13 protein-coding genes, 1 pseudogene and 1 CRISPR repeat array are annotated in these 14,323 nt (G+C 60.1%); of the genes and pseudogenes, 13 read left to right on the forward strand and 1 reads right to left on the reverse strand.

Annotation, left to right across the window (positions count from 1 at the left end; translation table 11 throughout):
* Nucleotides 1–331: 331 nt before the first annotated feature.
* The 9 genes and pseudogenes from OOZ48_RS08500 to cas2e all read left to right on the forward strand — a co-directional run.
* Nucleotides 332–581 (forward strand): annotated as a pseudogene (locus OOZ48_RS08500) (molybdopterin adenylyltransferase); the annotation flags it as partial.
* Nucleotides 582–721: 140 nt separating this feature from the next.
* Entirely contained in the window at nt 722–3,271 is a 2,550-nt protein-coding gene (cas3, locus tag OOZ48_RS08505; protein WP_269497434.1) for a CRISPR-associated helicase Cas3', read from the forward strand.
* Nucleotides 3,264–4,874, forward strand: coding sequence for a type I-E CRISPR-associated protein Cse1/CasA (gene casA, locus OOZ48_RS08510; protein WP_269497329.1), 1,611 nt, complete (start codon nt 3,264–3,266; stop codon nt 4,872–4,874). Before cas3 ends, casA begins: the two co-directional genes overlap by 8 nt.
* Nucleotides 4,871–5,416, forward strand: a complete 546-nt coding sequence (casB, locus tag OOZ48_RS08515; RefSeq protein ID WP_269497330.1) for a type I-E CRISPR-associated protein Cse2/CasB — start codon at nt 4,871–4,873, stop codon at nt 5,414–5,416. The genes casA and casB overlap by 4 nt, the downstream gene beginning before the upstream one ends.
* Before the next feature lie 5 nt (nt 5,417–5,421).
* Entirely contained in the window at nt 5,422–6,561 is a 1,140-nt protein-coding gene (gene cas7e, locus OOZ48_RS08520; protein ID WP_269497331.1) for a type I-E CRISPR-associated protein Cas7/Cse4/CasC, read from the forward strand.
* 3 nt (nt 6,562–6,564) lie between these two features.
* On the forward strand, nt 6,565–7,281 hold the full coding sequence (gene cas5e, locus OOZ48_RS08525) for a type I-E CRISPR-associated protein Cas5/CasD (protein ID WP_269497332.1): 717 nt from the start codon (nt 6,565–6,567) through the stop codon (nt 7,279–7,281).
* Nucleotides 7,278–7,976 (forward strand): type I-E CRISPR-associated protein Cas6/Cse3/CasE, encoded by a 699-nt coding sequence (locus OOZ48_RS08530; protein ID WP_269497333.1) that lies wholly within the window; start codon nt 7,278–7,280, stop codon nt 7,974–7,976. Before cas5e ends, OOZ48_RS08530 begins: the two co-directional genes overlap by 4 nt.
* Nucleotides 7,977–8,005: 29 nt before the next feature.
* A complete protein-coding gene (gene cas1e / locus OOZ48_RS08535; protein WP_269497334.1) occupies nt 8,006–8,872 on the forward strand; it encodes a type I-E CRISPR-associated endonuclease Cas1e in 867 nt (288 codons plus the stop codon).
* Between the two features lie 37 nt (nt 8,873–8,909).
* The gene (gene cas2e, locus OOZ48_RS08540; protein ID WP_269497335.1) at nt 8,910–9,140 is read left to right on the forward strand and encodes a type I-E CRISPR-associated endoribonuclease Cas2e; all 231 of its coding nucleotides are present in this window, start codon (nt 8,910–8,912) and stop codon (nt 9,138–9,140) included.
* A 60-nt stretch (nt 9,141–9,200) separates the two neighbouring features.
* Nucleotides 9,201–11,180: a CRISPR direct-repeat array (repeat unit 28 nt; unit sequence GGCTGCCCCGCGCATGCGGGGATCTACC).
* Nucleotides 11,181–11,524: 344 nt separating this feature from the next.
* Here the strand turns inward: cas2e and OOZ48_RS08545 are convergent.
* Nucleotides 11,525–11,875 carry a GFA family protein gene (locus OOZ48_RS08545; protein WP_269497336.1) on the reverse strand — a complete coding sequence of 117 codons (351 nt, stop codon included), beginning with the start codon at nt 11,873–11,875 and terminating at the stop codon, nt 11,525–11,527.
* 252 nt (nt 11,876–12,127) lie between these two features.
* On the opposite strand from OOZ48_RS08545, the gene OOZ48_RS08550 reads away from it, so the two are divergent.
* From OOZ48_RS08550 to mog, 4 genes are all read left to right on the forward strand, one after another.
* On the forward strand, nt 12,128–12,373 hold the full coding sequence (locus tag OOZ48_RS08550) for a type II toxin-antitoxin system Phd/YefM family antitoxin (RefSeq protein WP_269497337.1): 246 nt from the start codon (nt 12,128–12,130) through the stop codon (nt 12,371–12,373).
* Nucleotides 12,374–12,565: 192 nt separating this feature from the next.
* Nucleotides 12,566–12,916: a Spx/MgsR family RNA polymerase-binding regulatory protein gene (locus tag OOZ48_RS08555; RefSeq protein WP_269497338.1), complete on the forward strand. Its 351-nt coding sequence runs from the start codon at nt 12,566–12,568 to the stop codon at nt 12,914–12,916.
* 24 nt (nt 12,917–12,940) lie between these two features.
* Nucleotides 12,941–13,465, forward strand: coding sequence for a hypothetical protein (locus OOZ48_RS08560; protein ID WP_269497339.1), 525 nt, complete (start codon nt 12,941–12,943; stop codon nt 13,463–13,465).
* 70 nt (nt 13,466–13,535) lie between these two features.
* The gene (mog, locus tag OOZ48_RS08565) at nt 13,536–14,156 is read left to right on the forward strand and encodes a molybdopterin adenylyltransferase (RefSeq protein WP_269497340.1); all 621 of its coding nucleotides are present in this window, start codon (nt 13,536–13,538) and stop codon (nt 14,154–14,156) included.
* Nucleotides 14,157–14,323 lie beyond the last annotated feature (167 nt).

The raw sequence follows: 14,323 nt of genomic DNA on the forward strand, positions 1-14,323 counted from the left end.
CGGCCTGACGGCCGGACTGCCCGGACCTTCCTCGTCCAGGCGGGCGGCGCGCAAACTCGGCCCTGCGGGCCTCAGACAGTGCGCGCCGACACCTCCCGCCTTCCCTTCGGAAGCCTCCGGCGCTGGCTCAAAGTTCCCGGAAGCTGTGCCTGCCAATCCGCTGGAGTGTCTGACGGGGGCGGGTGTGGGGGAGGCGTCAGCGCGATGCATGTGGACGCACTATGAGTAGCGCGCCTGATAGCCTCAGCGACTATCCGCTGTGGGCCGATTGCCGCGCCACAGCGGCTCTTACAATACCAGCAGCTTGATTCTGAATCGGCGCAGTCCATACTCATCTATCTTGTCGCGCCAGGTCGCCGCCATCCGCGAATTGGCCGACTATGCCGCGCTGATCATCGATCTACCGGAGCAGCACAAGGCGATTCAGGAAACGCTGGGGCCCGCGAGTCGCCGACGGGACCGTCGAAGTCCCAGGTGTTCTTGCTGCCGTTCCTTATTGTCTGGGTTTGATCAGTGGTCCGTATATTAAGACGCATGATGAAATTGTGACGGCGTTTCGACCCAGGTCGGCGCGTCGTTGAGGTAGATTCAGAATACCTGCCCAAAGCCAAGGGGTGATACAGGTCGATACGGTTGTGTCATACTAAGATACATATCGATCGGAATCAGCGCATCGCTGAGCGTCCGACCAAGACAGTCATAGGAGACTTGAGGCTTGGTCATGCGTACAGGAGCGGCATGGGGCAAATTCAGTGAGCGGGATGGCCGTAAGCATCCCTTAGCTGATCATTGTCTGGATGTCGCCATCGTTTTTCGCTTGCTGTTGGATTTGCCGCTACTTGCGCGTATCACCAATTTGAATCCGGCCCAGCAGGCGCGACTTGCCGTGCTGGCCTTCCTGCATGACTTTGGCAAGTGCAATCACGGGTTTCAATCCAAGTCCGACCCCGCTGCCAGGCTGACAGCTGGACATGTCATGGAAGCCGCAGCACTGCTATTGGATCTCAGCGATCAATGGACCGAGGCGTGGACCGGGCTGATCACTGAGATCTGCGGCTGGTTCGTCAACGAGGAACAAGCTGCACAGATGCTGTTGGCGAGCATCTCACATCATGGCCGGCCAGTGTCACTGAATGACTACGGTAGTTCGGGCGCAGCATACGCGGCAAGGAAATGGTGGGGTGCGATGGGCGGGTATGACCCCAAAGCACAGCTCGATATCTTGGCCGACAGGGCCCGTACGGCGTTCCCCGACGCCTTTGGGCATGATGTGCCTGCCATTGATGCAGTCCCGGAACTTCAGCAGCGTTTTGCCGGTTTGCTGATGCTGGCGGACTGGATCGGATCAGATACCCAGTTTTTTCCCTATCGCCAAAGTGCCGACGAGGATCGGTTCCAGGTCGCCACCGTCGCCGCCGGACGAGCCCTGTGGGCGATTGGGTTGATGCCGCCGGATCAGCGTGAGGTCAACGCATTCCAGGCCATATTTCCATTTTCACCGACACCGTTGCAGGCCGCATTGGCTGAGGACATCGATGTCAGTGGTGATACGCAACTGCTACTGGCCGAGTCGGATACCGGCTCCGGCAAGACGGAAGCAGCATTGGCCTGGTTTTTTCGACTGTACGCCAGCGGCAGAGTGGACGGCCTGTACTTTGCGTTGCCCACGCGCGTGGCCGCGCGAGAGCTTTATGACCGGGTGCTAAGGGCGGTGCGGGCGGCTTTCGAGGATGGCAGTCGTCCCGGGCCGATTTTGTTGGCCGCACCGGGCTACGTCAAGGTCGATGGTCAGACTATTGGGCAAGCGCTGACTGATCCCAATGGAACATTGTGGAATGACGACGCCATGGACGGGCACCGTGAGCGCCTGTGGTCCTCCGAGAGGCCCAAGCGTTTTCTGGCGGCACCCATCGCCGTGGGAACCATAGATCAGGCGCTATTGTCTGCGTTGCAGGTCAGACACAGTCTCTTGCGCTCAGTGTGCCTGGATAGCCATCTGCTTGTAGTGGACGAGGTGCATGCTTCCGATCCGTACATGCGCGAGATACTGCAGGCGCTGTTGCGTGGACATCTGCGACGAGGCGGCCATGCCTTGCTGCTCTCGGCCACACTTGGCGAATCGGCTGCCGCGCTGTACTTTGATCGCGACATGGCGTCCTTGGACGACGCGCTCGCCCGCCCTTATCCCTTGTTGAGCGCGCGCAATCGTACCTGGCCCATGCCTGTAGAGCGCCAACGCCACATCACAGTCGAGCTGTGCCGCTCACTGACGGCTGATGACGCGCTGCTGCCGCCTCTTATCAGTGCGATCAACTGTGGCGCGCGTGTTCTGGTGGTATGCAACACCGTCTCCCGCGCCAATGCGCTGTTCCGATGTGTCGAGTCTGCCCTTGCCGACCGGCAGCCGTCGCTGTTACCCGCTCTGTTTGCATTTGATGGTGTGCGCTGCCCTCATCATGGCCGCTTTGCTCGTGAAGACCGGGCGTTAATCGATGGCGCCGTGACGCAGCAGCTGGGTAAAGGTTCGCGTGACGGCGCACGTCTGTTGATCGGGACGCAGACACTCGAGCAAAGCCTGGATATCGATGCTGATTGGCTGGTGACGGACCTGGCACCCATGGATGTGTTGATTCAGCGCTTAGGCCGCTTGCACAGACATGTTCGCACCTCTCGGCCACCCGGATTCGAGAGCCCGCGCGTATTGGTGAGAGTGCCGGAGCAGGATCTGCTGGCGTATCTGCGCAAGGATATCGAGCTGCGAGCGCCCGCAGGTTTGGGCAGCGTTTATTCCGATGGGCGAGTGTTGGCACGCACATGGGACGAGCTGACACAGCGGGCCGTGCTGAACCTTCCGCTCGAGTCCCGCGAGCTGATCGAGCGTACGACGCATGGCGAAGCGCTGGATAGCTTGCCCGACGCATGGCGAATGTACGGTGAGGCCTTAGCCGGAAAAGTTCATGCCGAGATCTTTCAGGCGTTGCGGTCAGTCCAGGATGACGAGCCTTTTGGTGAGCTGCATTATCCCGACAAAAGCGAGCGAGTGTTGACCAGGCTTGGCCACCCGACGCTCGAATTGCCGCTGTTCAAGCCGATGCGTTCACCTTTTGGCTCATTCATTCACCAAGTGACCTTGCCCGCTCATTGGCTTCCGGGTGATTTGGCCTTCCCTGATGTAGTGCGCGCAGAGCCGACCGACGACGGTTTTTGTTTTTCGATTGGCAAGGCCATCTTTCGGTACTCCCGTTTTGGCTTGGAGAAGGACGATGCATGATCTGCTCATGGAACCGTTGATTGGCGTTCGGCTCACGAACGCCGAGGACAGCCTCAGCCTCCCGGCATTGTTGGCCGCATTGAGCGCAGGCGAAGTCGAGGCATACACCGGCTTGCGTCCCCATCAGGCGGACCCATGGCATGTGTTTTTGGTCCAGCTGGCGGCCAGCATCCAGGCACGTCGTCCCACCGAGGAACTGCCGTCGGACCCCTCGTACTGGCGTGATGGATTGCTGGATCTGTCTGACGGCATGCATACGGCCTGGCATCTCGTCGTCGAGGACGTCACCAAGCCGGCGTTCCTGCAGCACCCATGGATTAGTTGGGAGGCTGAGGCTGTGGATTTTGGTGTCAAGCAGACTCGCCGTGGCGTCATGTATACACCCAAGGCGAGCGCCCCGGACGAGCTGGATGTGCTCGTGACGGCGAAGAACCATGACGTCAAGATGGCCCGTTTCCAGGCGGATGTGGTGGATGCCTGGTTGTATGCGCTACTGGTGTTGCAGACGACCAGCGGTGTTCTGGGAGCCGGCAACTACGGCATCATCCGCATGAACGCAGGTGTCGCCAGCCGTCCGGTCATCGCATGGGCGCGCAGCCTGAATCCCTCAGTGCGATTTGTGGACGAGGTTCGCATGCTGCACGGTTTGCGGCGGCAAACCTGCCGCGACTTTCATTATGCCTCCAGGGGCCTCGTCCTGACGTGGCTGACGCGCTGGGATCGGGCCAATCATTATTGCCTGTGCTCGGATCTGGAACCTTGGTTTATTGAGTCCTGCCGACCGGTGCGTCTGCTAAGGGCGTGCGATGGTTCGCTGTACGCCCTTGGCGCCACCACGAAGGCGCGACAAATTGGTCCAAAGACCATCGAGAATGGCGATGTGGGGGATCCATGGATTCCGATCAATGTGGAAGACAAGAAAAAGGGTCGGTCGGCATTGACCTTGTCAGCGGATGGGTTATCACCACAACGTCTGTCTGATCTGTTGTTCGAGCAAGGCTTTGAACTCACCGCCATGCAAAGGCCCAGACCAGGCGAGGGGGCCGGCTGGTTTGTCGCATCCTGCCTGGTGCGCGGGCAAGGCACGACAGAGGGCTTCCATCGCATCGAACTGCCAGTACCCGCGAAGGCGCGCCTGGCGCTGCTCAATAAACAGCACAAGGACACCCTGGCGATGCTCGCCCAGCAATTGCTTTCCGATACCAAGGAAGTGCAAAGAGCCTTGAGCGCCGCGTTCACCGTTTTGATTGAGGGCGGCCCGGCTAAAACCGATTTTGACCGGGGTGCGGTCAAGCGTTGGGTGGACAGTCACAGGGCGCATTTTGTCACGCGCTGGGGGCACATCTTTTTTCCTACCTTATGGCGCGGAGCGGATGAGGCACATGATGTTCTCCGCAAAGAATGGCGACAACGACTCGTCAATGAGGCTCAGAGCCTGTTCGACGAAGCTGTCATGCGTCTGCCGACACCCTCTAACCGTGGCTGGCGGGCCGTCGTACGGGCTCAGAGCGCATTGCGAGGCATGCTCGACAAGCTTGGCCTGCCCACGCCCGCAATCACATCCGCCGAACCCACCGATTCCACCGATAAGGAAATGGTATGACTGAACCAGCCCAACAACAGAATGACGAACAGCCGCGAGTGGACCCAACGAAGGGTGACGCTGTGGCGCATCTGGCGGCGGTGATTGGTGCCGCAAACTATCCGGCGCGCGATCGCGCAATGTTACGGCGCTGGGTGCCGGACCAGCCGGTGCCTTTGTCCTTTTATCGTCTTTGGTTGCGCCATTTGGATTCGGATCTGCCTTCAGAACAGCAGACAGAGGCCTGGATGACGATTGCCTGGGGATTGGCTGTCCTGGGCGCTGACTCACACGAACCCAAGCGCCCACTTGGACAGGCCTTGTCTGAAAGCGGATTTTCAGAAGGGCGTCTGGAGCGTCTGTTGTCCTCGCCGGATGATGTGCGTACCGATCTGTTCATGAGCGCCATCCGTTTCCTCGCCGCACACCGCGAACGCTTCAATTGGCGGGAAGGCGCCTGGTTTCTGCTGACGGGCGACAGCGATAAGCGCGAACGCATACACCGTCGCATCGCGAAGGCTTTCTATCGTTATCTGCCCAAAGATTCCAATGCCAAGGAGTGATCACCATGTTCCTGCAGATCCATACCCTCACTGCCTACCCGGCCGCCCTTTTGAACCGTGATGACGCGGGATTGGCCAAACGCATCCCGTTTGGCAACGCCATCCGGCTGCGGGTGTCGTCGCAATGCAGCAAGCGCCATTGGCGTGAAGACCTCACGCAACAGCTGCCGGACCTGCCAGATGGGTTGCGCACCCGCTCATTCTTCACGCGTACTGTGTTGCCCAAGGCGATCGAGGCCGGGGTGGACGAGGCGGTCGCTAAGGCGTTGATCGAACCCTTGGCCAAGGCTGTCGTCGATGGGGGCGTCAAGGAGGGCGGCGATCTGAACCAACCCGTGTTGTTCGGTCTGCGCGAGGCCGATTACTTCGCGCAGATGTTGTCGGAGGTCGGTGCTGAGACCGATCCGGCCAAGGTGCTGGCGGAGCGCCTCAAGACCAAAGAGGAGAAGGACAACCTCAAGGCTATGAGCAAGTCCGCGGCGGGCCTGACCGCCGCCTTGTTTGGACGCATGGTCACCTCGGATCTCCTTGCTCGTGTGGATGCGCCGGTGCATGTCGCGCATGCCTTCACGGTGCATGCCGCAAACACCGAGATGGACTATTTCACCGTTGTGGATGACCTTAATCGGGATGACGAAACCGGTGCTGCGCATGCCAATCAGGCGGAGCTTGGCGCGGGAGTCTATTACGGATATGTCGCGGTCGATGTGCCATTGCTGGTCTCGAACTTGACGGGGTGCGAGGCAGCAGCGTGGCGTGACCAGGACGTTAGTTTGGCGCGACGAGTACTCGAGGCCTTGATTTTCAGCATTATCAGACAAAGTCCGGGTGCCAAGAAGGGTAGTACTGCACCGTATGCGTGGTCCGATTTTCTGTTGCTGGAAACCGGTGTCGGGCAGCCGCGGTCGCTGGCCAATGCGTTTCTGGAGGCCGTGCCATGGAAGGGGGCCCAGCAGGACCTGCGCAACTTGGCGATGACTCGATTGGCGAACTACCTGCACAAGCTGGACGAAATGTATGGCGCGTCGAATGATGGTTACTATCGCGGCATCTCGACTGTGCTTGACCCACTGCCGCCTAGCCTCCCGCAAAAGTCACCGGTGCCAGCCAACATCGCTGCCGCGATTGATGCACTGCGGGCCTGAGCCATGGACTGCCTGATCTTGCGATTGGATGCACCGCTGATGAGTTTTGGGGCAGTGGTGGTGGATCAGTACAACCCCACGTGGCGCTTTCCGGGTAAATCCATGCTTGCGGGCCTGCTGGGTAACGCATTGGGTTGGGATCATCGTGACGTTGAGCGTTTGCAGGCACTGCAAAGGCGGCTGCGTTTCGCAGTGCGCTGGGATGCGGAACCTGAGTTGTTGACCGATTACCAGACCGTCGATCTGGGCCAGCATTTTCTGGTGGATACTGGGTGGACCACTGAGGGTGGGCGTGAGGATCGAGGAAAAGGCAGCGCCACGAGAGGTACTCATATCCGTGAACGTGACTATTGGGCCAATGGGGTCGCTACTGCTGCGCTGACGCTTGAGAGTGGGGACGGCATGCCCAATTTGGATGAGGTCGAGCATGCACTACGTTTTCCTGCACGCCCATTATTCATCGGCCGTAAACCATGCCTGCCGGCCGCACCTGTCCTCTTTGGTCGGCGAGATGCCGCAGGCGTCAAAGCCGCGCTGTTGGCGGAGCCATTGGCTGACATAGGCGGGCGCCGTCGTCCTGCCCGAATCCAGGCGTTGTGGCCGCTGATTGAAGGCCGGGGCGTTGAAACGGAAGAGCGCTATGATCTGCGCGATTGGTCCAACAATATTCATCGCGGTGCCGAGCGCTATGCGGTGGGGTTTCTGGAGATCACGACATGAGTGGCCTGCATTTGTTGCGCATTCCGGTTCAGGTGCCGCCCCTGCTGAAGTTTGCGGCGGAATCCGGTATCACACAAGAGGACGAAACACTGGGCTACACCTTGCATGCTTGGTTTGCAGCGCTGTTTGGCACCCACGCACCCAGGCCTTTCCGGTACTTCGATCGACGCAATGAAGTATTGGCCTATGCGCACGCAGACGCTGCGATCTTGCTGGAACAAGCACAGACCTATGCGTCGCCCTTGGCGTGGGCCGCGCTCGATGTCGATGGCGTTGCCAGTAAGACTATGCCCGAGACCTGGCAGGCAGGTCGACGTCTGCGAATCGAGGCATTGGTTTGTCCCGTGGCCCGACAGGACAATGTCGAGAAAGACGTCTTCCTGCGCACCCTCGACCGCCTCGGCGATGACGCACCGGGGCGCGCCGAGGTGTATCGCGACTGGTTTACTGTGCAGTGGAATGATGTCTTGCGATTCGGGCACGTGGAAATTCTGGGCATGACGGCACGCACACGCCTGTTGCGGCGTTCGCGCCGCGGTGGCAATCGTCTTCGCGTGGTAGAGCGCCCGCAAGTACTGATCGGTGCCGACGCAGCCATCGGCGACGGCCAGGGCTTTGCGAGATTGCTTGCGCGCGGTATCGGTCGCCATCGTGCGTTTGGTTTTGGCATGGTGTCGCTTTCTCCGCCGCGATGAGTCCCTCACCCGGTCTATTGCATGGGCGGTTGGGTCTGGCTGCCTCCCGCATTCCGCATGCCGACAGGCATGGTTTGCTATGGCTCGAATATGGAAAGCTGTCGGTGGAGGATGGCACATTGCGATTCGTCGCTGCGCAGAGTGTTGCGCTGGACGCCGGGGATTACGCGATTCCCTATCAGGCCGTTTCAATGATTCTGCTGGGACCGGGTACCAGCCTGACGCAGGATGTATTGCGGCTGTGCGCGCGGCATGGCACCTTGGTTGCTGCAGTGGGGGACGGTGGCGTCAAGAGCTATACAGCACCGCCGATGGGCCAAGGCCATTCAGCGTTAGCGCGCGCCCATGCAAAGCACTGGGCGGATCCCAAACAGCGACTCGATACGGCACGGCGCCTCTATGCATGGCGCTTCGGGCGTGTGTTCCCGCATCGCGACATCGAAACTTTGCGAGGCATCGAGGGAGCGCGTCTCAAGGAAAGCTACAGACTCGTGGCGCAGCGATATGGCATCGACTGGCATGGGCGGCGCTACGACCGGCAGAATCCAAACGCGGCTGATTTGCCCAACCAGGCAATCAACCATGCCGCTACCTTCGTGGAGGCCGCAGCCGACATTGCCGTTGCCGCTGTTGGTGCCTTGCCGCCATTGGGTTTCATCCACGAAGATTCCAGCAACGCATTCACACTAGACATCGCGGATCTGTACCGCGTGGACGTGATCCTACCGCTTGCTTTTGGGGTTGTACGCGCACATGCGGCCGGTAAGGTCGAAAACATCGAACGCGAGGTGCGCTATAGCGCCGCAAAGCTGTTCCGACAACAGAAACTTATTCCGCGCATGATCGACCGCATCAAGGAATTGTTCGATGTCAATGACCGTGATAGTGACGCGTAACGTGTCCCCTCGCGTGCGAGGCCTTCTCGCTTCCGTGATGCTGGAGCTGGCCCCAGGCGTATATAGTGCTCCGCGCATTTCACCTGCTGTCAGACAGCGTGTTTGGAGCGTTTTGAAAGACTGGTTTCCAAATGAGTATGAGGCGTCCATCACCATGATCTGGCAGGATCGCGAAACCCCAGGCGGCCAAGCTGTGCGCACGTTGGGTACACCCGCAGTCCAGATCGTGAGCATTGATGGATTGTTGCTGACCAGGCGCGATGCCTGACGTCCGATCAGCAGATGCTCTTTAACAAAATGCTGATTTCACAAGAAGTTATACTCTAGAGGCTGCCCCGCGCATGCGGGGATCTACCCAGCAAAAGAACTGCTAGACAACCCCAAGATCGGGCTGCCCCGCGCATGCGGGGATCTACCCGGAAGAAGAAGCAGTAGAGATTACGAATCTACGGCTGCCCCGCGCATGCGGGGATCTACCTTCGGTCTTGCGCTGGGCGGGCTGACCTTCGCCGGCTGCCCCGCGCATGCGGGGATCTACCGTCGATTACATCCGCGCTAACAACGGCGGCGAGGGCTGCCCCGCGCATGCGGGGATCTACCCTGCGCAAGAAGTGTATTACTTTGAAAAGAGGGGGCTGCCCCGCGCATGCGGGGATCTACCCCGTCCACAACCACATCACCTTCGCGCCGGTGAGGCTGCCCCGCGCATGCGGGGATCTACCCGAGCCTGTACTGACGCCGGAGGGGTGGAGTTTGGCTGCCCCGCGCATGCGGGGATCTACCCGGGCGTGGTATCACAGCCTGAGCCAAGAAGATGGCTGCCCCGCGCATGCGGGGATCTACCTGATGTGGCCACCACGATCGATGTCGAAGGTGAGGCTGCCCCGCGCATGCGGGGATCTACCTTCGTTGGCGGCGGCGGCACGGATGTCCTCGCCGGCTGCCCCGCGCATGCGGGGATCTACCCTGCGTGTTGGGGACAGACAGGAAAGGATTTATGGCTGCCCCGCGCATGCGGGGATCTACCTGAGCGTCCCCACAGAGAGTCGAGAATATGAGTGGCTGCCCCGCGCATGCGGGGATCTACCTGTCATCTGGCTTTCCAGACAATGCTCGGTCTTGGCTGCCCCGCGCATGCGGGGATCTACCTCTGTGAAGGCCGGCAAGTCCACGCCCTGGAAGGGCTGCCCCGCGCATGCGGGGATCTACCCCATCATACTCATACGCCCCCTTTCGCTTAAGTGGCTGCCCCGCGCATGCGGGGATCTACCCTATATCACTTACTCCGGTTGGTGGCAGGATGCGGCTGCCCCGCGCATGCGGGGATCTACCTCTCGGGGAGGTGCGGATAGAGCGCGTCCATGTGGCTGCCCCGCGCATGCGGGGATCTACCTCTGGACGAACATACCAACAGCGGTTCTCGAGCGGCTGCCCCGCGCATGCGGGGATCTACCCATCGCCGTGTCCGTCCCACTGCCACATGCCGAGGCTGCCCCGCGCATGCGGGGATCTACCTCTGCATCACCACCGGCTATGCACCCGATGCGGGGCTGCCCCGCGCATGCGGGGATCTACCTTAAAGTGACCGCAGGGCTGCGAATCCTAGATCGGCTGCCCCGCGCATGCGGGGATCTACCCTATCACCACGCAATCAGATTGACCGTGTGTGTGGCTGCCCCGCGCATGCGGGGATCTACCCTCGGTCGAGTAGTTGCTTGTGAGTGTCGGTTTGGCTGCCCCGCGCATGCGGGGATCTACCATATACACGGTTCATGGTGTTTCGCAACATCTTGGCTGCCCCGCGCATGCGGGGATCTACCCTGTCGCTGCGCAGGTGTACGCCAGACCTTCCAGGCTGCCCCGCGCATGCGGGGATCTACCTGCCACGATCACGCTGTCCTGGCCGGGTGTGTCGGCTGCCCCGCGCATGCGGGGATCTACCCCGGTCGTCGGCGCGTCCGATCTCTGCGGGCTGGGCTGCCCCGCGCATGCGGGGATCTACCCGTGGCAGCCATGTGGTGAGTGTGGATGCCGAGGGCTGCCCCGCGCATGCGGGGATCTACCCCAAAGTGACGCTGCCTGCCGACTGGATTGGCGGGCTGCCCCGCGCATGCGGGGATCTACCTTCCTGGGCGGTTCTTGACGGCTTCGAACACAAGGCTGCCCCGCGCATGCGGGGATCTACCTTTCGTGATTCCTGCCGCTGAAGCCGGGACGCTGGCTGCCCCGCGCATGCGGGGATCTACCCGGAGCATTGAGGATGTCCACCCTGACGACCTGGGCTGCCCCGCGCATGCGGGGATCTACCATCTCGACAAGGTGTGGCACGGGCTGGAATCTGCCGACATGGAAGCCCATGTCCACGGTTGGGCGGGTGGCGTAGGAAATTCCAGTCTCATTTCTTCGAAAGTCTCCAACGTGGCCGAAAAGTCTCCTAAGCTATCCTGCCGATCCCCCGGGGTGTCTGGCGGGGCGGGCGGGGGCGTCGGCATGTGTTCGAGCTCAGAAGGGCGGTGAAGGGCTAGCCAGTTAGTCGCTATGTTTGATCTGATACCTCACAATTCGTCTGAATTGGCCGTCCAAACCATGGGTGCACGGTGTGGCAGATGCACAGGTGCGCCACTGTGGCACCGCGCCCGGCCCGTCGTCAATTTATGCTTTCGCGCCGTCGTAGTACTGAAGCTCCAGGGTATTCAGATCGATTGACGGCACGCAGCGCAGATTGATGGCCCGAACCTGGGATCCGTCAGGATTTGCCCCGTATGCGAAAGGCTCGGTGCCGCAGTTCTGGCAAAATTGATGTTCGATTTTGTGCGTATTGAACAGATAGGAGCGAAGGGATTCTTCACCCTGCACCAAGACGAATTGCTCTGCGGGAAAGAAAGACAATAAAAACCCTTTCCGTCGACAGTGAGAGCAATTGCAGCTAATGGCCTTGGACGGCGGTTGGGCGTCAACCTTGAATTGAACAGCCCCACAGTGGCAGCTTCCTTCAAATGACATAGAGGCTCCTTACACACGAATTTCTGGGCTTTAACGATGCTGGCTAGTTTCATGGCACTTTGAGTGCCGCGCTCTAGCCATGTTACACCGACCTATTGCGGAGGTCCGGGAATCTGTCCTGCCAATCCGCCGGGGTGTCTGATGAGGGCGGATGTAGGCTTTGACACATGTGCGAGCCCATAAGGGATGATCGCCTATTCTTGATTGTACGTACGTAAAAACGTACCATTTGAGGCTCTTCGGAGAACCACCATGTCCGCAACCATCACCGCCACCGAGGCGCGGGCAAATCTCTACCGCCTCATCGACCAAACCGCCGAGTCTCATCAGCCGATTCGAATTGCCGGTAAGCGCACAAGCGCCGTGCTGATCTCAGAAGCCGATTGGGATGCTATCCAGGAGACTCTGTACCTGGCCTCTGTGCCCGGCATGCGCGAGTCCATTAAAGAGGGGATGGCAGAGCCTCTGGAGAAGAGCACCAAGGAACTGGGCTGGTGACTTGGCAAGCCGTCTTTGCAAATGCGGCGCTCAAGGATGCAAAGAAGGTCGTAGCGGCGAGTAGGACGCCTGGTTGCACGATGTGGGCGTGGTGCAGCAACCGGTCGAGCAAGGCGGCGGTGCAGGCTTGCTGTCTATGTAAACCGTCCAAGAAAACGTCCGCACCTTCACCCCAAAAATGAGCAATCCGACATGACGGTTACCATCTACGGCATCAAGAACTGCGACACGATGAAGAAGGCCTTCATGTGGCTTGACGCGCAGGGCGTTGATTTCACATTTCACGATTATCGCGTCGCGGGCATTACCCGCGCCGAAGTCGCGGCGTGGGTTGCCGAAGCGGGACTCGACAAGGTGCTGAACAAGGCGAGCAAGACGTTCCGTGCCCTGCCTGTAGCGGCACGCGACGGTCTGGATGAAACCAGAGCGATCGACCTGATGGTTGCAGAGCCGACGATGATCAAGCGCCCGGTGCTGACGACGCCGCACGGCATTGAAGTCGGTTTCAAGCCCGAGCGCTACGCAACAATTTTCGGGCTTTGAACGCGGCGGCGAGCTATTTTGACCATGCCTCACAATCCTCAACTCGTCACCCAGGGCGCACATGGTGAAGCCGCCCTAAATCGTTGGCTTCAAAGTTGTCGCTTGCCATATGTAGCTGTTTGCCAAAATCCCGATACGTTTTCGACGCTATTCCCCCAGGAGGTCAAGCGTCCGGATTTTCTGCTCCTGATCCCATCGCTCGGCACGGTTGCGGTTGATGCCAAGAATTACACGCTGTCAGGTGGGGTCTATACCCTGAATCTGGAAGCCGAGCTTCGTCGATCGATTGCGTTCGAAAGGCTTTTCAGGATGCCGTTGCGGTATGCCTATATGGATCACAAGTCTGATGGACAAGGCTGGTACTGGATCAGCGCATTAAAGGCTGTTGAGGTTAGAGCTGTCAGGGTGAATTCGCAAGAGAACGAGGAGTTTCTGGCTATCCCGGTTAGCGAGTTTGCATACATCGAAAACCGGGACGACCTCGCGAAGCTCTACCATCAGCACCTTCCAAGCGCGGCCAATATTTCGAAGCTACCGCTGGGTCTCTGAGCAAAGCGCAGTTGGTCCTGCAGTACTACCCTATAGACCCCATCCGACTCAGTATTCATGGAGCTCATTCATGTCCCAAGCATTCCCCCTGCAGCGCAGCCACCCCGATGAATTGCTGGTCGGGCTTGTCTCGGTCTCGGATCGGGCGGCCTCGGGGACTTATCAGGATCAAGGCATCCCGGCGCTGAGCGACTGGCTGCAGCGCGCGCTGGTCCAACCGCCCCAGATCGTCTCGCGCCTGATCCCTGACGAGCGGCCGCGTATCGCCGCCACCCTGCGCGAACTGGTTGACGAGGCGCGCTGCGACCTGGTGCTGACCACCGGCGGCACCGGCCCCGCGCGCCGCGACGTGACGCCCGAGGCGACCCTCGATGCGGCCACCCGGGAAATGCCCGGCTTTGCCGAGCAGATGCGCCAGGTCAGCCTGCGCTTCGTTCCGACCGCCATCCTGTCGCGCCAGGTCGCGGTCATCCGCGAACTGCCCGACCATGCCGCGTTGATCATCAATCTGCCGGGGCAGCCCAAGGCGATTCAGGAAACGCTCGAGGGCCTGCGCGACGCCGATGGGTCGGTGCTGGTGCCGGGGGTGTTCGCCGCCGTTCCCTATTGCCTGGATCTGATTGGCGGTCCATACATCGAGACCCACGACGCCATCGTCAAGGCGTTCCGACCCAAGTCGGCGCGCCGCTGACGGGGCGGACATGGATAGAAAGAGCGAGCGCGAAATCGGGTTGCGGTGATTAGGAGGTATTCGCCGCAAATTATGCGGAATATAATTCTCTCCATCAGAATTTTCACCATAATCTCCGCGTAAAGTGCGCCGATCATGTCCATCAGATACGGGGTTGCCCTGATCGT

This window comes from Castellaniella sp. S9 (genome assembly GCF_027257175.1).
GTDB lineage: Bacteria > Pseudomonadota > Gammaproteobacteria > Burkholderiales > Burkholderiaceae_B > Castellaniella.

Coding starts and splice junctions, on each gene's coding strand:
- cas3 (WP_269497434.1), top strand. CDS start 722: ATGCGTACAGGAGCGGCATGGGGCAAATTCAGTGAGCGGGATGGCCGT.
- casA (WP_269497329.1), top strand. CDS start 3,264: ATGCATGATCTGCTCATGGAACCGTTGATTGGCGTTCGGCTCACGAAC.
- casB (WP_269497330.1), top strand. CDS start 4,871: ATGACTGAACCAGCCCAACAACAGAATGACGAACAGCCGCGAGTGGAC.
- cas7e (WP_269497331.1), top strand. CDS start 5,422: ATGTTCCTGCAGATCCATACCCTCACTGCCTACCCGGCCGCCCTTTTG.
- cas5e (WP_269497332.1), top strand. CDS start 6,565: ATGGACTGCCTGATCTTGCGATTGGATGCACCGCTGATGAGTTTTGGG.
- OOZ48_RS08530 (WP_269497333.1), top strand. CDS start 7,278: ATGAGTGGCCTGCATTTGTTGCGCATTCCGGTTCAGGTGCCGCCCCTG.
- cas2e (WP_269497335.1), top strand. CDS start 8,910: ATGCTGGAGCTGGCCCCAGGCGTATATAGTGCTCCGCGCATTTCACCT.
- OOZ48_RS08545 (WP_269497336.1), bottom strand. CDS start 11,875: ATGTCATTTGAAGGAAGCTGCCACTGTGGGGCTGTTCAATTCAAGGTT.
- OOZ48_RS08550 (WP_269497337.1), top strand. CDS start 12,128: ATGTCCGCAACCATCACCGCCACCGAGGCGCGGGCAAATCTCTACCGC.
- OOZ48_RS08555 (WP_269497338.1), top strand. CDS start 12,566: ATGACGGTTACCATCTACGGCATCAAGAACTGCGACACGATGAAGAAG.
- OOZ48_RS08560 (WP_269497339.1), top strand. CDS start 12,941: ATGCCTCACAATCCTCAACTCGTCACCCAGGGCGCACATGGTGAAGCC.
- mog (WP_269497340.1), top strand. CDS start 13,536: ATGTCCCAAGCATTCCCCCTGCAGCGCAGCCACCCCGATGAATTGCTG.